The sequence below is a fragment of the Serratia sp. AXJ-M genome, assembly GCF_046531865.1.
GTDB classification, from domain to species: domain Bacteria; phylum Pseudomonadota; class Gammaproteobacteria; order Enterobacterales; family Enterobacteriaceae; genus Serratia; species Serratia liquefaciens.
In genome coordinates this window covers 276658-297406 of sequence record NZ_CP059394.1, presented here as the reverse complement: position 1 = coordinate 297406, position 20749 = coordinate 276658, and the positions used below count along the sequence as shown (strand labels likewise).

Sequence of the window (20749 nt, the reverse complement as noted above, 5' to 3'; positions counted from 1 at the left end):
TGACAAATCGCGCACCCGTGTGACCTGAACAACCACCCTCAGGCTCCCTAAGGCCGGGAGCCTGAGCCGGAAAAACGATTACTCGTCTTCCAGTTCGATGTTGATACCGAGCGAGCGGATTTCTTTCAACAGTACGTTGAAGGACTCCGGCATGCCTGGTTCCATGCGGTGATCGCCATCCACGATGTTTTTGTACATCTTGGTACGGCCGTTAACGTCATCCGACTTAACGGTGAGCATTTCCTGCAGGGTATAAGCCGCGCCGTATGCTTCCAGTGCCCACACTTCCATCTCACCGAAGCGTTGACCACCGAACTGCGCCTTACCACCCAGCGGTTGCTGAGTAACCAAGCTGTAAGAACCGGTTGAACGGGCGTGCATCTTATCGTCAACCAAGTGGTTCAGTTTCAGCATGTACATATAGCCAACGGTAACCTGGCGCTCAAATTGCTCACCGGTACGGCCATCGAACAGCGTAATCTGACCCGAGGTTGGGATCCCGCCCATTTCCAGCAGTTGCTTGATTTCAGTCTCTTTCGCACCATCAAACACCGGCGTTGCGATTGGCATACCTTTTTTCAGGTTCTCTGCCAGACGCAGGACTTCGTCGTCGGTGAAGGTGTTCAGGTCAACTTTCTGGCAGACGTCGTCGCCCAGATCGTAGGCCTTCTGAATGAACTCACGCAGTTTGGCCACTTCCTGATGCTGCTTGAGCATTTGGTTGATTTTCTCACCAATGCCTTTCGCAGCCATACCCAGGTGGGTTTCCAGGATCTGACCGATGTTCATACGTGATGGTACGCCCAGCGGGTTCAGTACGATGTCAACCGGCGTGCCGTTTTCATCGTAAGGCATATCTTCGATCGGGTTGATCTTGGAGATAACACCTTTGTTACCGTGGCGGCCTGCCATTTTGTCACCCGGTTGGATCTGACGTTTAACGGCCAGATAAACCTTAACGATTTTCAGCACGCCTGGTGCCAGATCATCGCCCTGGGTGATCTTACGACGCTTGGCGTCCAGCTTCTTCTCGAAGTCGGATTTCAGCTCGTCGTACTGCTCTGCCAGCTGTTCCAGCTGGTTTTGCTTCTCTTCGTCGGTCAGGCCCAGTTCCAGCCAGCGATCGCGTGGCAGTTTGCTCAGCTTCTCAGCTTCGACACCGCCGGCAACCAGCACCGCATGGATACGCGTGAACAAACCAGCTTCCAGGATCTGCAGTTCTTCAGTCAGGTCTTTCTTCGCCTGCTTCAGCTGCATCTCTTCGATTTCCAACGCACGCTTGTCTTTTTCCACGCCATCGCGGGTGAAGACCTGCACGTCGATAATCGTACCGGAAACGCCGTTTGGTACACGCAGAGAGGAATCTTTAACGTCAGATGCCTTCTCACCGAAGATCGCACGCAGCAGTTTCTCTTCTGGCGTCAGTTGGGTTTCACCTTTTGGCGTTACCTTACCGACCAGAATGTCACCACCGGTTACTTCAGCACCGATATACACGATACCGGATTCATCCAGTTTGGAGAGCGCAGCTTCACCCACGTTAGGGATGTCGGCAGTGATCTCTTCAGGCCCCAACTTGGTGTCGCGAGACACACACGCCAGTTCCTGGATATGGATAGTAGTGAAGCGATCTTCCTGAACTACACGCTCGGACACCAAGATGGAGTCTTCGAAGTTGTAGCCGTTCCACGGCATGAACGCCACGCGCATGTTCTGGCCCAGCGCCAGTTCACCCAGGTCAGTGGACGGGCCATCTGCCAGCACGTCGCCGCGCTCGATTGGCTCACCCAGATTCACACACGGCATCTGGTTGATGCAGGTGTTCTGGTTAGAACGGGTGTACTTGGTCAGGTTGTAAATATCGATACCTGCTTCGCCCGCGTGCATCTCGTCTTCGTTAACTTTGATAACGATACGGGAGGCATCCACGTACTGGATCACACCGCCACGGCGAGCTACGGCAGTAACACCGGAGTCAACCGCTACAGCACGTTCCATACCGGTACCTACCAGCGGCTTGTCAGCACGCAAGGTTGGAACCGCCTGACGTTGCATGTTCGCACCCATCAATGCACGGTTGGCGTCATCGTGTTCCAGGAATGGAATCAGTGAGGCACCAACGGAAACAACCTGCTGGGTTGATACGTCCATATAGTCAACCTGATCGCGGCTGAACAGGCTTGATTCGCCTTTGCTACGACAGGTGACCAGGTCTTCTATGAAGCGGCCGTCTTCGTCCAGGTTGGAGTTCGCCTGAGCGATAACGAAGTTGCCTTCTTCAATAGCAGACAGATAGTTGATTTCATCGGTAACCAAACCGTCACGCACGCGGCGGTACGGAGTTTCCAGGAAGCCATACTCGTTTGTCTGTGCGTACACGGACAAGGAGTTGATCAGACCGATGTTTGGACCTTCCGGCGTTTCGATTGGACACACGCGACCGTAGTGAGTCGGGTGTACGTCTCGAACTTCAAAGCCGGCACGTTCACGGGTCAGACCGCCTGGGCCCAATGCGGAGATACGACGCTTGTGCGTGATCTCGGACAACGGGTTGTTCTGGTCCATAAACTGAGACAGCTGGCTGGAGCCGAAGAACTCTTTCACCGCCGCCGAAATTGGCTTGGCGTTGATCATGTCCTGTGGCATCAGGGTATCCAAATCGCCCAGGGACAGACGTTCTTTCACCGCACGCTCAACACGTACCAGACCTACACGGAACTGGTTCTCAGCCATTTCGCCGACGGAACGGATACGACGGTTGCCCAAGTGGTCGATATCGTCCACTTCGCCTTTACCGTTACGGATATCGATGAGCTTCTTCATCACTTCAATGATGTCGTCTTTGCTCAGGATGCCCGAACCTTCGATCTCGTCACGCAGCAGAGAACGGTTGAACTTCATACGGCCAACCGCAGACAGATCGTAGCGGTCTTCAGAGAAGAACAGGTTCTCGAACAGGCTTTCGGCAGCTTCGCGCGTTGGCGGCTCACCAGGGCGCATCATGCGGTAGATTTCTACCAGCGCGCTCAAACGATCGCTTGTTGGATCGACACGTACGGTCTCAGAGATGTACGCACCGTGGTCCAGATCGTTGGTGAACAGCGTTTCAATACGCTTGTGGCCTGACTGGCTCAGTTTGGCCAGCAGATCCAGCGACAGCTCCATGTTGGCTGCGCAGATCAGCTCACCGGTATTGGTATCGATATAGTCCTTCGCGACCACTTTGCCCGCGATGTACTCGACCGGTACTTCAATACTATGAATTTCGTCTTTTTCGAGCTGACGGATATGACGAGCGGTGATACGACGGCCTTTCTCAATGTAGATCTTGCCGTTGGCTTCGATATCAAACGAAGCAGTCTCACCACGCAGACGCTCTGGAACCAGCTCCATCTGCAGCTTGTTATCACGGATCTCGAAAACTACTTTCGCAAAGAACAGGTCAAGGATCTGCTCAGTGGTGTAGTTCAATGCACGCAGAATGATGGTCGCAGGCAATTTACGGCGACGGTCAATACGTACAAACAGGTTGTCTTTCGGGTCAAACTCGAAATCCAACCATGAACCGCGGTAAGGGATGATACGTGCGTTATACAGCACTTTACCCGAAGAGTGGGTTTTACCCTTATCGCTGTCGAAGAATACGCCAGGACTACGGTGAAGCTGAGATACGATAACCCTCTCAGTACCGTTGATCACAAAGGTGCCGTTTTCGGTCATGAGCGGAATCTCGCCCATATAGACTTCTTGTTCCTTGATGTCTTTGACCGTACCTTCCGGAGCTTCACGCTCGTAGATTACCAGGCGCAGTTTTACGCGCAGCGGTGCAGAGAACGTCACACCACGGATCTGGCACTCTTTGACGTCGAAGACCGGCTCACCAAGACGGTAGCTAACGTATTGCAGCTCCGAATTGCCACTGTAGCTCTGGATAGGGAAAACAGAACGGAATGCGGCTTCTAAGCCGTACTGCCCTTCTGGATCTTGCTCGATAAACTTCTGGAACGAATCAAGCTGGATAGAAAGGAGATATGGTATGTCCAAAACTTGCGGACGCTTACCAAAATCCTTACGAATACGTTTTTTCTCGGTATAGGAGTAAACCATAGGGTTCCTCAGCTCGCTGGAAAGTCGAACCTATCTGTCCGTCCGGATATAGGACGGTTCACGCAACACCATTTTGTCGACCGGAAAGCGGGAACACTTTCCGCAATACTCGTTTCTATCACGCTTAAATCATTTCGTTGCGCTGTACGGCAGATTTTGCTGCGGCAGGGAGGGCAATATATTAAGTCGTCGATAGAAAGAAATATTGGGGTTAGTCAGTAGCCAAACAGTGTGAAACTCTACTGACGCCCTACAGCGCAAAAAGGCTGGTGACCAAAAAGTCACCAGCCATCAGTCTGTTAGTTAAAACAGACTGCACTCAGAAAGCAGTGGCTTATTTAACTTCAACTTCAGCGCCAGCTTCTTCCAGAGCTTTTTTCAGTGCTTCAGCGTCGTCTTTGCTGATGCCTTCTTTCAGTGCTGCTGGTGCAGACTCAACCAGGTCTTTAGCTTCTTTCAGACCCAGGCCAGTTGCGCCACGTACTGCTTTGATTACTGCAACTTTGTTCGCGCCGATACCTTTCAGTACAACGTCGAATTCAGTTTTTTCTTCAACAGCTTCAGCAGCAGCAGCAGGACCTGCAGCTACAGCAGCAGCAGAAACACCGAACTTCTCTTCCATAGCGGCGATCAGTTCAACGATTTCCATTACAGACAGAGCTGCAACGCCTTCGATAATTTGGTCTTTAGTGATAGACATAACAAATGTTCCTAAAATTCAGAAATAGTTTAAATACGTAAGCAAAGGCTAAGAAAGAGGGCTTATGCCGCTTCTTTCTGATCGCGCAGTGCAGCCAGAGTGCGAACCAATTTGCCGGCAGCGGCTTCTTTCATGGTTGCCATCAGGCGTGCGATTGCTTCATCGTAAGTAGGCAGAGTTGCCAAGCGGTCAATTTGTGCCGCAGGGATCAGCTCACCTTCAAAGGCCGCAGCTTTAACCTCGAATTTTGCATTCGCTTTCGCGAACTCTTTGAACAGACGAGCAGCAGCGCCCGGGTGTTCGTTAGAGAATGCAATCAAGGTAGGACCGACAAACGTGTCTTTCAGGCATTCGAATGGAGTGCCTTCAACTACGCGACGCATCAAGGTGTTGCGAACAACACGCATGTAAACGCCAGCTTCACGACCTGCTTTACGCAGTTCAGTCATTTTATCAACGGTAACGCCACGGGAATCCGCAACAACCGCAGACAGCGCGCCTTTGGCTACTTCGTTGACTTCAGCAACAATCGCTTGTTTGTCTTGAAGATTTAATGCCATTAGCTTTTTGCTCCTGGATTTAGCCGGGGGAAATCCCCAGCACTCACATCACTCAACACCTTGTGATAAATCACGCAGTGAGAGCGTTCAAACACGGTGAGCAGAATCCAGCAAAGACAATTTAAAAATTTTCTTTAGGCTCTGTCACCGTCTACGCAGGAAGGATTAAGTACCTTTCGATACACCTGCGGTCTTGGACGGAGGCCTGGATAGGCCAGGCTCCAACCGAAAAATCTTTGTTCCACTATGGCTATTGCCAATAGCAAAACCTTGGGGCATAAGATTCTAGACGAACCTTAGCCCCAAGTCAAAGCGATAATCGCAGGGCGATTAGTTCGCTACAGCAGTCAGGCCGCTTTGATCGATAGCAACGCCAGCACCCATGGTGGTGGAGAGGCTAACTTTCTTGATGTACACGCCTTTCGCCTGAGATGGTTTTGCTTTTTTCAGCGCAACCAGCAGGGCTTCCAGGTTTTCTTTCAGCTTGTCTGACTCGAAATCAACCTTACCGATAGTGGTATGGATGATGCCGTTTTTGTCGTTACGGTAACGAACCTGACCTGCTTTAGCGTTTTTCACTGCTTCAGCAACGTTCGGAGTAACGGTACCCACTTTCGGGTTTGGCATCAGGCCACGTGGACCCAGGATCTGGCCCAGTTGACCAACAACGCGCATTGCATCCGGGGAAGCAATAACAACGTCGAAGTTCATTTCGCCTTTCTTGATCAGGTCTGCCAGATCTTCCATACCTACCAGCTCTGCGCCAGCAGCTTTAGCAGCTTCAGCGTTAGGGCCCTGGGCAAATACGGCAACGCGAACAGAACGACCGGTGCCGTTTGGCAGAACGGTAGCGCCACGAACGTTTTGGTCAGATTTACGAGCGTCGATGCCGAGGTTAACAGCAACGTCAACGCTTTCTACGAATTTAGCGGTGGCCAGCTCTTTCAGCAGAGCAACAGCTTCGGTGATGTCATACTGCTTAGTAGCATCAACTTTGTCACGGATCACGCGCATGCGCTTGGTCAGCTTAGCCATTTCTTAATCCTCCACTACCAGGCCCATGGAACGAGCAGTACCTTCGATGGAGCGAGTCATCGCTTCAACGTCAGAACCAGTCATGTCCGCAGCTTTGGTTTCTGCGATTTCACGTACCTGAGCACGAGTCACTTTACCTACTTTGTCTTTGTTCGGCTTGCCTGAACCAGACTTGATACCAGCCGCTTTTTTCAGCAGAACTGCTGCTGGCGGGGTTTTGGTAACGAAAGTGAAGGAGCGATCAGAATAAACGGTAATAACAACCGGAATCGGCAGACCTTTCTCAACGCTGTCAGTCTTAGCATTGAACGCCTTACAGAATTCCATGATGTTAACGCCTTGCTGACCCAGAGCTGGACCAACTGGCGGACTTGGGTTAGCCATACCGGCTGCAACCTGCAGCTTAACGTAGGCTTGTACTTTCTTGGCCATTTACAATTCCTCGGTTTGGGTAATATCGCCTCAATAGAGGCTCCCCGTGTTTCACCCCGCTCAACTCAATGAGCAAGGCCTATAAAAACAAAAGGCGCGAAATTATAGTTCAATTTCGCGCCTCTGACAAGCGGCAAAAGCCACTCACTGCTGATTAATTGATCAGCCTTTTTCTACCTGAGCGAAGTCCAGTTCCACCGGCGTTGCACGGCCAAAGATGGAAACGGAAACTTTCAGGCGGCTCTTCTCGTAATCCACTTCTTCAACAACACCGTTGAAGTCAGCAAACGGACCATCGTTAACACGGACCAGTTCACCCGGTTCGAACAGCGTTTTAGGACGCGGCTTGTCACCGACCTGTTGCAGGCGGTTCATAATCGCATCAACTTCTTTATCGCTGATCGGTGCCGGACGGTCAGAGGTGCCGCCGATGAAACCCATTACGCGCGGAACGCTACGCACCAGGTGCCAGCTGGCATCGTTCATTACCATCTGGACCAGGACATAGCCCGGGAAGAATTTACGTTCACTTTTACGACGTTGGCCACCACGGATCTCAACAACTTCTTCCGTAGGTACCATCACTTCGCCGAACAGTTCTTCCATATCGTGCAGTTTGATGTGCTCACGCAGCGATTGCGCTACGCGACCTTCAAAACCGGAAAACGCCTGAACGACGTACCAACGTTTTTTTGGAGCTTCAGACATTTTAGAACCTCAGGCCAGTAATAAACGATACCAGACGGACCAAAATACCGTCCAGGCCCCACAGAATCAGTGACATCACGGCAGTTACCGCGGCAACGATCAACGTGGTATGTAGCGTTTCCTGACGAGTTGGCCAGATCACCTTGCGCACTTCAGTGCGCGCTTCGCGTGCAAACGCAACGGTGGCCTTGCCTTTGGTGGTCATCAGCGCTACAGCGCCAGCAACAGCGATAACCACTACAACAGCCAGCGCACGTAATGGCAGGCTGAAATCACGGTAGTAATAGTTACCGACAATCGCTACAACCAACAGAACGGCGACGATCAGCCACTTAGCCGTTTCCAGGCCGCGCCCGCTCCCTTGAGCCTCGGTATTCGCACTCATAAACCAACCTGTCACAATGAATTCAGAACAGACAACTTTGCCTCGCACAGCAAGACAAACCAAACCGATCAAATGCCGCTCGGCAGCATTTCGGTGTTTTACGCTATGGCGTATCTCAGTCAATACGGCTTTAAGAGCCCATCTCACCAATGATTATGACTGCAAAATCGCTGATGAGATAGGTTCTAGTTCACAGCGTAGAAAAAGGGCATCAAATGATGCCCTTTTACCGCGTGTCGCGTCAAACGTTATCAGCGATTAAGCGATAACTTTGGCAACAACACCAGCGCCAACGGTACGGCCGCCTTCACGGATTGCGAAACGCAGGCCGTCGTCCATCGCGATTGGGTGGATCAGGGTAACAACCATGTTCACGTTGTCACCTGGCATTACCATTTCAACGCCTTCTGGCAGTTCGATGGTACCGGTCACGTCAGTTGTACGGAAGTAGAACTGTGGACGGTAGCCTTTGAAGAATGGAGTATGACGACCACCTTCTTCTTTGCTCAGGATGTACACTTCTGAGTCGAACTTGGTGTGTGGCTTGATTGAACCTGGTTTAGCCAGTACCTGACCACGTTCGATGTCTTCACGCTTGATACCACGCAGCAGAACACCAACGTTCTCACCAGCACGGCCTTCGTCCAGCAGTTTGCGGAACATTTCAACGCCAGTACAGGTAGACTTAACGGTGTCTTTGATACCAACGATTTCAACTTCTTCGCCAACTTTAACGATACCGCGCTCAACACGACCGGTAACAACGGTACCACGACCGGAGATGGAGAAGACGTCTTCGATTGGCAGCAGGAACGGCTTGTCGATAGCACGCTCTGGTTCTGGGATGTAAGAATCCAGGTAACCGGCCAGCTCGATGATTTTAGCTTCCCACTCAGCTTCGCCTTCCAGTGCTTTCAACGCTGAACCACGAACAACCGGCAGGTCATCACCAGGGAAGTCGTAAGCAGACAGAAGTTCACGAACTTCCATTTCTACCAGTTCCAGCAGCTCTTCATCATCAACCATGTCGCATTTGTTCATGAATACGATGATGAAAGGAACGCCAACCTGACGACCCAGCAGGATGTGCTCACGGGTCTGAGGCATTGGGCCGTCAGTCGCAGCAACAACCAGGATAGCGCCGTCCATCTGAGCAGCACCGGTGATCATGTTTTTAACGTAGTCGGCGTGCCCTGGGCAGTCAACGTGCGCGTAGTGACGAGTCGGGGTGTCATACTCAACGTGAGAAGTGTTGATGGTGATACCACGAGCTTTTTCTTCTGGCGCGTTATCGATCTGGTCGAAAGCACGTGCAGAACCGCCGTAGGTTTTAGCCAGAACGGTGGTGATTGCTGCAGTCAGGGTAGTTTTACCGTGGTCAACGTGGCCGATAGTACCGACGTTAACGTGCGGTTTTGAACGTTCAAACTTTTCTTTAGACATCGATTGTCCCTCTAAGACACGGATAAATCGGTGGTATCACCACATCAACCAAGCATTTGCTTGTTGAATCCAGAACAGAAAGAAAATCAGGGGGCGAGATAATAAGAAGTGGTGCTGATAGGCAGATTCGAACTGCCGACCTCACCCTTACCAAGGGTGCGCTCTACCAACTGAGCTATATCAGCACATCTTGGAGCGGGCAGTGGGAATCGAACCCACATCATCAGCTTGGAAGGCTGAGGTAATAGCCATTATACGATGCCCGCATCCTGGAACTCGGCTACCTGACTTTTCTGTAGAATTTTAAGGGAGGAGAAGGATTGTTTATCGCTTAACTCTCACCCTTCGAGTTGTTTGCGCTATGCGCTGTACAACTCGAACCTTGCGAAGGCTTTCGCCTTCTCCTTCTGCAAGTCAACCGTTGCGAGATTATCGCTGGCCAGTTAACTGCCTAAGGCAAGATATGGTGGTGGGGGAAGGATTCGAACCTTCGAAGTCTGTGACGGCAGATTTACAGTCTGCTCCCTTTGGCCGCTCGGGAACCCCACCAGATTTTAACTACTGTGACTTGATTGGTGCCGGCTACCGGAATCGAACTGGTGACCTACTGATTACAAGTCAGTTGCTCTACCAACTGAGCTAAGCCGGCATCAAGTGCAGCGCATTCTAGGTAGACCGGACGACCTATGCAACAAAAAAATTGCGTTAGTTGCACTTTCGCTCACAAATCACCCAATTTTGCACGGTGTCTTGCAATTTACTGCGCGTAGCGTGCAAAGATTCATCAACTGCAGGCATCATTCTCTACAATTTAATCCACTTTTTGCAAGTATTGACCCTTTCTTTCCCCGTGCCCGTTATCTCAAATCCGTAAACCCAAAACAGGAAACTGTGAGTGATATCGATGCACCAAAAAAGGGATGAGTGCCCCACGTAATGACATCAACTATCATTATTTCTCACCGCTTTCGCTGCCACAGCACCCACCACCGCTCTGGCGCAATTATTGCTTGTCTTCATTACCCCCTCACCCAGGAGGAATGACCGATGAAAATTGTCCTGATTAATGCCGCCACGCTGCCCATTTACCGAAATGAACTGGCTCGCCTGTTGACCGATGCGGTAACGCATGGGGCCTCAGTGGGCTACGACACACTGATCCCGCATGAAGACGCCGAGAGTTACTTCCACAGCCTGAGGCCTGCCTTGGCCAAAGGAGAGCTGTTGTTGTGGATTGCCAGAGACGAGCGCGGCGTCATTGGCACAGTACAACTGGAGCTGTGCCAGAAACCGAATGGACGCAACAGGGCTGAAGTACAAAAACTATTAGTCCACAGCCGGGCACGTCGTAACGGTGTCGGACAAGCCCTGATGAAAGCATTGGAACAGTCAGCACTTCAGCAACAGCGCGGCCTGCTTTATCTCGACACGCAGGCAGGTTCCGCTGCAGAGGCGCTGTATCGCTCATTGGGCTATCGCTGCCTCGGAGAGTTACCCGACTATGCCGCCGCACCCGATGGCTACTATCACCCGACGGTCATTTACTACAAACGCCTGTTCGCGGTTAACCAAACCTCCCCTGCCATCGCCAGCTAGCATGAAAGCGGTATCATTTCCTAGCGATACCGCTTTGCAACGCCTCTGCCATCAACTGCGCGCCGCTTCTCACAATTGACATAAACTGCCGCCAATCGATAACTTTTGCGAAAAAAGTCTACGCCAAAAACGAAGCTGTCTATAATATGCAGCTTGTTTATTATCTGGAGTTGGCGTCCGGCGCCTTTCCCAACCTGCGTTAACAGGCAGAATTTGGCTTATGATAAAAAGAGATCAATCTTTAGCGACGCCCTATCTTCAGTTCGATCGTACCCAGTGGGCTGCGTTGCGAGATTCGGTGCCGCTGACACTGTCAGAAGAAGAGATTGTTAAACTGAAAGGGATTAACGAAGATCTCTCTTTGGAAGAGGTGGCTCAGATTTATCTGCCGCTGTCGCGGTTGTTGAACTTCTATATCAGTTCCAACCTGCGCCGTCAGGCCGTACTCGAGCAATTTCTCGGAACCGATGGACAAAAAATCCCCTACGTTATCGGCATCGCCGGCAGCGTTGCCGTAGGCAAAAGTACCACCGCACGTTTATTACAGGCATTGCTCAGCAGTTGGCCGGAACACCGTAGCGTTGAGCTGATCACCACTGATGGTTTCCTGCATCCCAATAAAGTGTTGAACGAACGCGGGCTGATGAAGAAAAAAGGTTTCCCGCAGTCTTACGATATGCACAGCCTGGTCAAGTTCGTTTCTGAAGTGAAATCCGGCGCCAAACGCGTCACTGCTCCGGTATATTCCCACTTGATTTATGATGTTGTTCCTGAAGGAAATAAAGTCATCGAGCAGCCGGATATTCTTATTTTGGAAGGGCTCAACGTTTTACAAAGCGGTATGGACTATCCTCATGATCCGCATCGCGTATTTGTTTCTGACTTTGTTGATTTTTCTATATATGTCGACGCACCGGAAGAACTGTTACAGTCTTGGTACATTAACCGGTTCCTTAAATTCCGTCAGGGAGCGTTTTCTAATCCTGATTCTTATTTCCATAACTATTCCAAGCTGCCAGAACCTGAGGCTGTAAATATAGCCACTCAGCTGTGGAATGAAATCAATGGATTGAATTTACAGGAAAATATCCTTCCAACACGCGAACGTGCGAGCCTGATCATGACCAAGAGCGCTAATCATGCAGTCGAGAGCGTTCGTTTGAGAAAGTAATTTCATTAGCAACAAGGGGCCTAAGAGCCCCTTATTAATAATAATTTACTCTGCACTACGTAGCGATATTTCCCCGCCAATGAATGGCTTAATAACACCATTTTGCTCAAGCAATAATGCCCCTTGCTGATCGATACCGCGAGCAGTACCGAATATTTGCTGCTCACCGATTAATAGCTTAACAGGCCGATCAATAAAGTTATCCAACGCATGCCAGCGTGAAATAAAGGGAGTCAAACCCTCAATCTCAAACTGACGCAGCGATTGACGTAGCTCATTAAGCAAGGTCGCTGCCAGCTCATTGCGATCGATATTAATCCCCGCTTCCTGCAGGTTTATCCAGCCTTGATTAATGGCATTGGCATTAGTTTCACGCATCGCCAAATTGATACCTGCACCGATGACCAGCTGTGCCGCATCACCGGTTTTCCCTGTCAATTCGACCAAGATCCCAGCCAACTTACGATCGTTAAGATATAAATCATTCGGCCATTTGACTCTGACATCCTGCGCGCCGAGGCCTTGCAACACTTCGGCCATCACTATACCAATCACCAGGCTCAGACCCATTGCGGCGGCAGGCCCCTGCTCGAGGCGCCAAAACATTGAAAGATAGAGATTGGCGCCAAATGGAGATATCCATTGACGTCCACGTCGACCACGTCCGGCTTGCTGATACTCAGCGACACAGGCATCACCCGACTGCAGCTCAGCAATACGCTCCAATAGGTATTGGTTGGTAGAATCCACGACCGGCAGCACGGTGACACGCTTATCTGCCAATTGGCTGAGAATACGTTCGGCATCCAGCAATTGGATTGGAGCAGGCAGACTGTAGCCTTTTCCGGGTACGGTAAACACGTCCAGGCCCCACTCACGGATGGTCTGTATATGCTTGTTAATGGCTGCGCGGCTCATCCCCAGTAATTCACCAAGGTGCTCGCCTGAATGGAAACCACCATCGGCCAGTATTGCAATCAGCTTGAGGGGAACTTTGGTATCCTTCATGACAGAACCTCTACGGCATTCAACTCGCCATCCTTACCGATAAAGCGTACTTCTGGCTCTAACCAGACATCAAATTTTTTCGCTACGGTATTACGCACATGGCGTGCCAAGGCGACCACGTTTTGACTGGTGGCACTATCCACATTAACCAGAACAAGCGCCTGTTGACTATGTACCGCCGCACCGCCAATACGATAACCTTTCAGCTCACACTGATCGATCAACCAGCCAGCTGCCAGCTTCACCTGACCATCCTGCTGTGGGTAATGCGGCATACCAGGATATTCGAGCATCAGCGCAGCGGCCTTTTCACTACTGACCAACGGATTTTTGAAGAAACTACCGGCATTACCCATCACCTTAGGATCCGGCAGCTTACTGCGACGCATGGCGCACACTGAATCAAAGACCTGACGTGGGGTCACCGTTTGCGGATCCAGTTTTGCCAGCTCGCCATAATTAAGCATCGGGTTCCATTGTTTGTTCAGGCGCAAGCCTACGCCAACAATGATGTGCCCCTTCTGAAAATGATGTTTGAAAATGCTTTCACGGTAGCCAAACCCACAATCTGACGCTGAAATGCGATCGATAGCTCCCGTACTCAGATCCAATAGATCAACGTAGTCACATACGCTTTTGAGCTCGATGCCATAGGCGCCGATATTCTGAATGGGGGCAGAACCGACCAGGCCAGGGATCAGAGCCAAATTTTCCAGGCCAGGAATGCTGATATCCAGGGTCCGACAAACCAGGCCATGCCAATTTTCACCTGAGCTGACGTGGAGGAACCAGGCATCCTTTTCTTCTCTAATATCAATGCCTTTCAATTGATTGATCATGACCGTACCGGCAAAGTCTTCAAGAAACAGGACGTTACTTCCTTCACCGAGTACCAGCAGCGGCTCTTGGCGCTTTTGCGTTTTCTGCCAAACCTTGATCATTAATTCGATAGTGTTGGCAATGACCAGATGCGCTGCGTTGACCGGGAGCGCAAAGGTATTGTGGTTTTTTAATGACGCGCCTTCAGTAGACATAACGATAAATACCTATACGGAAATGAACCTCCACCTAGTCTACTCGATTCGGTACGTCAGACTAATATTTGTTTTCATTGATATTGCTTTTATCTGGAGATCATCCATAGATGAAATATTTCTAATTGTTTTATAAGGTAATTTCTATATAAATTAATTAGGTAATACATTAGAGATAATGGTTAAGGTGATTAATAAAAGTTTTTCTTGGTGGGTGCGCTTATTGTTGAGAGCCAAACCAATCCAATTAGGGTTGATTTACATTCATCTGAAAACAGTTATGTTTTTTAAACATTAACCATATTTATAATCGCGAATATAACTGGCAGGAATTTATTCGTAGGAAAGTGCAGATTATCGGCTAACAAGGCGCAGCCTAGCTGCGCCTTTTTTTCTTTTGCACACAGCAAAAAGGCCATCCTTGCGGATGGCCTCTTGGCTTATTTGATGCCTGGCAGTGTCCTACTCTCGCATGGGGAGACCCCACACTACCATCGGCGCTACGGCGTTTCACTTCTGAGTTCGGCATGGGGTCAGGTGGGACCACCGCGCTATTGCCGCCAGGCAAATTCTGTTTCATTCCAACCGCCACTCCCGTAGCCATTGAAACCAATCTCGGAACTCGCTGAAAATCTCTACAATCTCTCTAAAAACACCTTTGGTGTTGTAAGGTTAAGCCTCACGGATCATTAGTACTGGTTAGCTCAATGCATCGCTGCACTTACACACCCAGCCTATCAACGTCTTAGTCTTAAACGTTCCTTCAGGGACCTTAAAGGCCCAGGGAAGACTCATCTCGAGGCAAGTTTCGCGCTTAGATGCTTTCAGCGCTTATCTTTTCCGCACTTAGCTACCGGGCAGTGCCATTGGCATGACAACCCGAACACCAGTGGTGCGTTCACTCCGGTCCTCTCGTACTAGGAGCAACCCCTCTCAATCTTCCAACGCCCACGGCAGATAGGGACCGAACTGTCTCACGACGTTCTAAACCCAGCTCGCGTACCACTTTAAATGGCGAACAGCCATACCCTTGGGACCTACTTCAGCCCCAGGATGTGATGAGCCGACATCGAGGTGCCAAACACCGCCGTCGATATGAACTCTTGGGCGGTATCAGCCTGTTATCCCCGGAGTACCTTTTATCCGTTGAGCGATGGCCCTTCCATTCAGAACCACCGGATCACTAAGACCTACTTTCGTACCTGCTCGAGCCGTCACTCTCGCAGTCAAGCTAGCTTATGCCTTTGCACTAACCTCACGATGTCCGACCGTGATTAGCTAACCTTCGTGCTCCTCCGTTACTCTTTGGGAGGAGACCGCCCCAGTCAAACTACCCACCAGACACTGTCCTCACCCCAGATTATGGGGCCGAGTTAGAACATCAAACATTAAAGGGTGGTATTTCAAGGTTGGCTCCACGCAGACTGGCGTCCACGCTTCAAAGCCTCCCACCTATCCTACACATCAAGGCTCAATGTTCAGTGTCAAGCTATAGTAAAGGTTCACGGGGTCTTTCCGTCTTGCCGCGGGTACACTGCATCTTCACAGCGAGTTCAATTTCACTGAGTCTCGGGTGGAGACAGCCTGGCCATCATTACGCCATTCGTGCAGGTCGGAACTTACCCGACAAGGAATTTCGCTACCTTAGGACCGTTATAGTTACGGCCGCCGTTTACTGGGGCTTCGATCAAGAGCTTCGCCTTGCGGCTGACCCCATCAATTAACCTTCCAGCACCGGGCAGGCGTCACACCGTATACGTCCACTTTCGTGTTTGCACAGTGCTGTGTTTTTATTAAACAGTTGCAGCCAGCTGGTATCTGCGACTGGCTTCAGCTCCGAGAGCAAGTCTCTTCACCTACGCGCCAGCGTGCCTTCTCCCGAAGTTACGGCACCATTTTGCCTAGTTCCTTCACCCGAGTTCTCTCAAGCGCCTTGGTATTCTCTACCTGACCACCTGTGTCGGTTTGGGGTACGATTCTGTGTTACCTGATGCTTAGAGGCTTTTCCTGGAAGCTTGGCATCAACTACTTCTGCACCGTAGTGCATCGTCATCACGCCTCAGGGTTGATAAGTAACCGGATTTACCAGGTCACTCCCCCTACACGCTTAAACCGGGACAACCGTCGCTCGGCTAGCCTAGCCTTCTCCGTCCCCCCTTCGCAGTAACACCGAGTACAGGAATATTAACCTGTTTCCCATCGACTACGCCTTTCGGCCTCGCCTTAGGGGTCGACTCACCCTGCCCCGATTAACGTTGGACAGGAACCCTTGGTCTTCCGGCGAGCGGGCTTTTCACCCGCTTTATCGTTACTTATGTCAGCATTCGCACTTCTGATACCTCCAGCAACCCTCACAGGTCACCTTCAACGGCTTACAGAACGCTCCCCTACCCAACAACGCCTAAGCGTCGCTGCCGCAGCTTCGGTGCATGGTTTAGCCCCGTTACATCTTCCGCGCAGGCCGACTCGACCAGTGAGCTATTACGCTTTCTTTAAATGATGGCTGCTTCTAAGCCAACATCCTGGCTGTCTATGCCTTCCCACATCGTTTCCCACTTAACCATGACTTTGGGACCTTAGCTGGCGGTCTGGGTTGTTTCCCTCTTCACGACGGACGTTAGCACCCGCCGTGTGTCTCCCGTGATAACATTCTTCGGTATTCGGAGTTTGCATCGGTTTGGTAAGCCGGGATGGCCCCCTAGCCGAAACAGTGCTCTACCCCCGAAGATGAGTTCACGAGGCGCTACCTAAATAGCTTTCGGGGAGAACCAGCTATCTCCCGGTTTGATTGGCCTTTCACCCCCAGCCACAAGTCATCCGCTAATTTTTCAACATTAGTCGGTTCGGTCCTCCAGTTAGTGTTACCCAACCTTCAACCTGCCCATGGCTAGATCACCGGGTTTCGGGTCTATACCTTGCAACTATTCGCCCAGTTAAGACTCGGTTTCCCTACGGCTCCCCTATACGGTTAACCTTGCTACAAAATATAAGTCGCTGACCCATTATACAAAAGGTACGCAGTCACACCACGAAGGTGCTCCCACTGCTTGTACGTACACGGTTTCAGGTTCTATTTCACTCCCCTCGCCGGGGTTCTTTTCGCCTTTCCCTCACGGTACTGGTTCACTATCGGTCAGTCAGGAGTATTTAGCCTTGGAGGATGGTCCCCCCATATTCAGACAGGATGTCACGTGTCCCGCCCTACTCATCGAACTCACAATTAATGCATTTTAGTGTACGGGACTATCACCCTTTACTGTGCGACTTTCCAGACGCTTCCACTAACACAAGAACTGATTCAGGTTCTGGGCTCCTCCCCGTTCGCTCGCCGCTACTGGGGGAATCTCGGTTGATTTCTTTTCCTCGGGGTACTTAGATGTTTCAGTTCCCCCGGTTCGCCTCATACGACTATGTATTCATCGTATGATAGTGCAACGAATTGCACTGGGTTTCCCCATTCGGGTATCGCCGGTTATTACGGTTCATATCACCTTACCGACGCTTATCGCAGATTAGCACGCCCTTCATCGCCTCTGACTGCCTAGGCATCCACCGTGTACGCTTAGTCACTTAACCTCACAACCCGAAGGTGTTTCCACTTTCGCGCTGCTACATTTGAGAGACTCTATGACAGGTTAATCCTTACCCCAATACTTCTACGGAGGGATAAGTTTCAGCTGTCATGTTTCAATTTTCAGCTTGTTCCAGATTGTTAAAGAGCAATATCTTAAACACGACTCGCAAGAGTCATCTTTAAGATGTTTTCGGTTCCAAGAACCGGTGATAATGTCTTTCACTCATTATCGGATTGGCGTCCCCAAGGGGATTCGAACCCCTGTTACAGCCGTGAAAGGGCAGTGTCCTAGGCCTCTAGACGATGGGGACACGAAAATCCGATTAAACTGACTGTCTTAATCGGTTCGTATCAGCATGAGTCAGTGACTCATTACATCAACAGGTAGCGCTTTTGCTCATTACGTTTCTATCAGACAATCTGTGTGAGCACTTCACGCGAATCAATATCATTAGGTAAGGAGGTGATCCAACCGCAGGTTCCCCTACGGTTACCTTGTTACGACTTCACCCCAGTCATGAATCACAAAGTGGTAAGCGCCCTCCCGAAGGTTAAGCTACCTACTTCTTTTGCAACCCACTCCCATGGTGTGACGGGCGGTGTGTACAAGGCCCGGGAACGTATTCACCGTAGCATTCTGATCTACGATTACTAGCGATTCCGACTTCACGGAGTCGAGTTGCAGACTCCGATCCGGACTACGACGTACTTTATGAGGTCCGCTTGCTCTCGCGAGTTCGCTTCTCTTTGTATACGCCATTGTAGCACGTGTGTAGCCCTACTCGTAAGGGCCATGATGACTTGACGTCATCCCCACCTTCCTCCGGTTTATCACCGGCAGTCTCCTTTGAGTTCCCGCCATTACGCGCTGGCAACAAAGGATAAGGGTTGCGCTCGTTGCGGGACTTAACCCAACATTTCACAACACGAGCTGACGACAGCCATGCAGCACCTGTCTCAGAGTTCCCGAAGGCACTAAGCTATCTCTAGCAAATTCTCTGGATGTCAAGAGTAGGTAAGGTTCTTCGCGTTGCATCGAATTAAACCACATGCTCCACCGCTTGTGCGGGCCCCCGTCAATTCATTTGAGTTTTAACCTTGCGGCCGTACTCCCCAGGCGGTCGACTTAACGCGTTAGCTCCGGAAGCCACGCCTCAAGGGCACAACCTCCAAGTCGACATCGTTTACAGCGTGGACTACCAGGGTATCTAATCCTGTTTGCTCCCCACGCTTTCGCACCTGAGCGTCAGTCTTTGTCCAGGGGGCCGCCTTCGCCACCGGTATTCCTCCAGATCTCTACGCATTTCACCGCTACACCTGGAATTCTACCCCCCTCTACAAGACTCTAGCTTGCCAGTTTCAAATGCAGTTCCCACGTTAAGCGCGGGGATTTCACATCTGACTTAACAAACCGCCTGCGTGCGCTTTACGCCCAGTAATTCCGATTAACGCTTGCACCCTCCGTATTACCGCGGCTGCTGGCACGGAGTTAGCCGGTGCTTCTTCTGCGAGTAACGTCAATGCAATGTGCTATTAACACACTACCCTTCCTCCTCGCTGAAAGTGCTTTACAACCCGAAGGCCTTCTTCACACACGCGGCATGGCTGCATCAGGCTTGCGCCCATTGTGCAATATTCCCCACTGCTGCCTCCCGTAGGAGTCTGGACCGTGTCTCAGTTCCAGTGTGGCTGGTCATCCTCTCAGACCAGCTAGGGATCGTCGCCTAGGTGAGCCATTACCCCACCTACTAGCTAATCCCATCTGGGCACATCTGATGGCATGAGGCCCGAAGGTCCCCCACTTTGGTCCGTAGACGTTATGCGGTATTAGCTACCGTTTCCAGTAGTTATCCCCCTCCATCAGGCAGTTTCCCAGACATTACTCACCCGTCCGCCGCTCGTCACCCAGGAGCAAGCTCCCTGTGCTACCGCTCGACTTGCATGTGTTAGGCCTGCCGCCAGCGTTCAATCTGAGCCATGATCAAACTCTTCAATTAAAAGCTTGATTTGCTTCAACTCGTGAAGCGATGCTCGAAAATTAACTTTCGTAATATTCATCAGTTAAACACGTCAACTAAATGAATTATTGCTTGGTCACTCTTCAAGACTTGATATTTTTTTGAACCCGAAGGTTCTGGATATCGTCTTGTGGAGTGCCCACACAGATTGTCTGATAAATTGTTAAAGAGCAGTGAGTTAGGTTGCTAACTCGAGGTGGCGTATATTACGCTTTTCACCTGAAGAGTCAAGCTTTTTTCTTATTAAGAAACGGTGTTTTCACCGGCTTGAATCTTTCTGGCTGGGCGACTGGTTCTCGTTAGAGGAGTCGTTGTTCCCGGTCAGTGGAGGCGCATTATAGGGAGTTCTCAGAAGGCCGCAACCCCTAAATGCAAAAAACTTTTCAAGCGCGGTATTTTTCGACAAAACGCTGCACAAGCCAGCGTTTTCGTCACTTTTCATACTGAATATGGCCAAACTCCTGGGCAAAACGTTCCACTTGCTGCCAATCGGTGTATTCCACTTCTTTACTGCTGTCTGTTTCACCCCCGGTCATACGCATAATAAGTTGAATCATTACGCGATCGAGCCAGCGATAACGTGGATAACGAAGTGCGCCGGCAAACACGGCGCACTGTTTTGGCTGCCAAGGCGACGCAAGCAGGAACTTGCGGGTATAAGCATTGGTCTGCGGGGAACGTTTGTCCGCTTTACGGGCGGTCAGGTTGACGCTAAAGAATGCGCTCGGCATCCGGTTCAATTGTTCAGCATGGCGTTTGACGAACTTTCCCAATGTCGGATGGAAATGACCATAACGCACCGATGCGCCAATCAATACCTGCTGATACTGCGTGAGGTCAATATTATCCGCCTGCAGCAAATCGATCACATCGCAGCGCAGCGTATCCTGCAGTTTGTTTGCTATATAAGAGGCGATAGAACGTGTTTGCCCATCACGGCTAGAATAAAGAATCAGTGCCTTCACGGCGTTACTCCTT

At 50.7% G+C, this 20749-nt stretch carries 13 protein-coding genes, 5 tRNA genes, 3 rRNA genes and 1 other RNA gene; 2 read left to right on the top strand and 20 right to left on the bottom strand.

Going from position 1 to position 20749, the window contains the following annotated elements; all coding sequences use genetic code 11:
- Positions 1-78 precede the first annotated feature (78 nt).
- From rpoB to H0S68_RS01300, 13 genes are all read right to left on the bottom strand, one after another.
- Entirely contained in the window at positions 79-4107 is a 4029-nt protein-coding gene (rpoB, locus tag H0S68_RS01360) for a DNA-directed RNA polymerase subunit beta (protein WP_020828744.1), read from the bottom strand.
- A gap of 334 nt (positions 4108-4441) precedes the next feature.
- On the bottom strand, positions 4442-4807 hold the full coding sequence (gene rplL, locus H0S68_RS01355) for a 50S ribosomal protein L7/L12 (RefSeq protein WP_012004743.1): 366 nt from the start codon (positions 4805-4807) through the stop codon (positions 4442-4444).
- A gap of 62 nt (positions 4808-4869) precedes the next feature.
- The gene (rplJ, locus tag H0S68_RS01350; protein WP_020828745.1) at positions 4870-5367 is read right to left on the bottom strand and encodes a 50S ribosomal protein L10; all 498 of its coding nucleotides are present in this window, start codon (positions 5365-5367) and stop codon (positions 4870-4872) included.
- Between the two features lie 330 nt (positions 5368-5697).
- Positions 5698-6402 carry a 50S ribosomal protein L1 gene (rplA, locus tag H0S68_RS01345; RefSeq protein ID WP_004953932.1) on the bottom strand — a complete coding sequence of 235 codons (705 nt, stop codon included), beginning with the start codon at positions 6400-6402 and terminating at the stop codon, positions 5698-5700.
- Between the two features lie 3 nt (positions 6403-6405).
- Positions 6406-6834, bottom strand: coding sequence for a 50S ribosomal protein L11 (gene rplK, locus H0S68_RS01340; protein WP_015376316.1), 429 nt, complete (start codon positions 6832-6834; stop codon positions 6406-6408).
- Positions 6835-6996: 162 nt separating this feature from the next.
- Positions 6997-7542, bottom strand: a complete 546-nt coding sequence (gene nusG / locus H0S68_RS01335; protein WP_004953928.1) for a transcription termination/antitermination protein NusG — start codon at positions 7540-7542, stop codon at positions 6997-6999.
- Position 7543: 1 nt separating this feature from the next.
- Positions 7544-7927, bottom strand: a complete 384-nt coding sequence (gene secE / locus H0S68_RS01330; RefSeq protein WP_020828746.1) for a preprotein translocase subunit SecE — start codon at positions 7925-7927, stop codon at positions 7544-7546.
- Between the two features lie 258 nt (positions 7928-8185).
- On the bottom strand, positions 8186-9370 hold the full coding sequence (tuf, locus tag H0S68_RS01325; protein ID WP_020828747.1) for an elongation factor Tu: 1185 nt from the start codon (positions 9368-9370) through the stop codon (positions 8186-8188).
- A gap of 109 nt (positions 9371-9479) precedes the next feature.
- A tRNA-Thr gene (locus H0S68_RS01320) sits at positions 9480-9555 on the bottom strand.
- Between the two features lie 6 nt (positions 9556-9561).
- Positions 9562-9636: transfer RNA gene (locus tag H0S68_RS01315), tRNA-Gly, on the bottom strand.
- A gap of 37 nt (positions 9637-9673) precedes the next feature.
- A non-coding RNA gene (locus tag H0S68_RS01310) (RtT sRNA) lies at positions 9674-9788 on the bottom strand.
- 46 nt (positions 9789-9834) lie between these two features.
- Positions 9835-9919: transfer RNA gene (locus tag H0S68_RS01305), tRNA-Tyr, on the bottom strand.
- A gap of 24 nt (positions 9920-9943) precedes the next feature.
- Positions 9944-10019 (bottom strand) — tRNA-Thr (locus tag H0S68_RS01300).
- Between the two features lie 398 nt (positions 10020-10417).
- Here H0S68_RS01300 and H0S68_RS01295 point away from each other — a divergent pair.
- Positions 10418-10966: a GNAT family N-acetyltransferase gene (locus H0S68_RS01295; protein WP_020828748.1), complete on the top strand. Its 549-nt coding sequence runs from the start codon at positions 10418-10420 to the stop codon at positions 10964-10966.
- A 220-nt stretch (positions 10967-11186) separates the two neighbouring features.
- Positions 11187-12137 carry a type I pantothenate kinase gene (coaA, locus tag H0S68_RS01290; RefSeq protein WP_020828749.1) on the top strand — a complete coding sequence of 317 codons (951 nt, stop codon included), beginning with the start codon at positions 11187-11189 and terminating at the stop codon, positions 12135-12137.
- 45 nt (positions 12138-12182) lie between these two features.
- On the opposite strand, the gene birA is transcribed toward coaA, so the two are convergent.
- From birA to hemG, 7 genes are all read right to left on the bottom strand, one after another.
- The gene (gene birA / locus H0S68_RS01285) at positions 12183-13145 is read right to left on the bottom strand and encodes a bifunctional biotin--[acetyl-CoA-carboxylase] ligase/biotin operon repressor BirA (protein ID WP_046374700.1); all 963 of its coding nucleotides are present in this window, start codon (positions 13143-13145) and stop codon (positions 12183-12185) included.
- Complete coding sequence (murB, locus tag H0S68_RS01280; RefSeq protein ID WP_128865730.1) at positions 13142-14179, bottom strand: UDP-N-acetylmuramate dehydrogenase; 1038 nt, start codon at positions 14177-14179, stop codon at positions 13142-13144. Before murB ends, birA begins: the two co-directional genes overlap by 4 nt.
- A gap of 449 nt (positions 14180-14628) precedes the next feature.
- A 5S ribosomal RNA gene (gene rrf, locus H0S68_RS01275) occupies positions 14629-14744 on the bottom strand.
- A gap of 103 nt (positions 14745-14847) precedes the next feature.
- Positions 14848-17755 (bottom strand): 23S ribosomal RNA (locus tag H0S68_RS01270).
- Positions 17756-17988: 233 nt separating this feature from the next.
- Positions 17989-18064 (bottom strand) — tRNA-Glu (locus tag H0S68_RS01265).
- A 145-nt stretch (positions 18065-18209) separates the two neighbouring features.
- Positions 18210-19750 (bottom strand): 16S ribosomal RNA (locus H0S68_RS01260).
- Together the 16S, 23S and 5S rRNA genes with 1 tRNA gene alongside form the textbook arrangement of a ribosomal RNA operon.
- 452 nt (positions 19751-20202) lie before the next feature.
- Positions 20203-20736 carry a menaquinone-dependent protoporphyrinogen IX dehydrogenase gene (hemG, locus tag H0S68_RS01255; protein WP_020824857.1) on the bottom strand — a complete coding sequence of 178 codons (534 nt, stop codon included), beginning with the start codon at positions 20734-20736 and terminating at the stop codon, positions 20203-20205.
- Between the last annotated feature and the right edge of the window lie 13 nt (positions 20737-20749).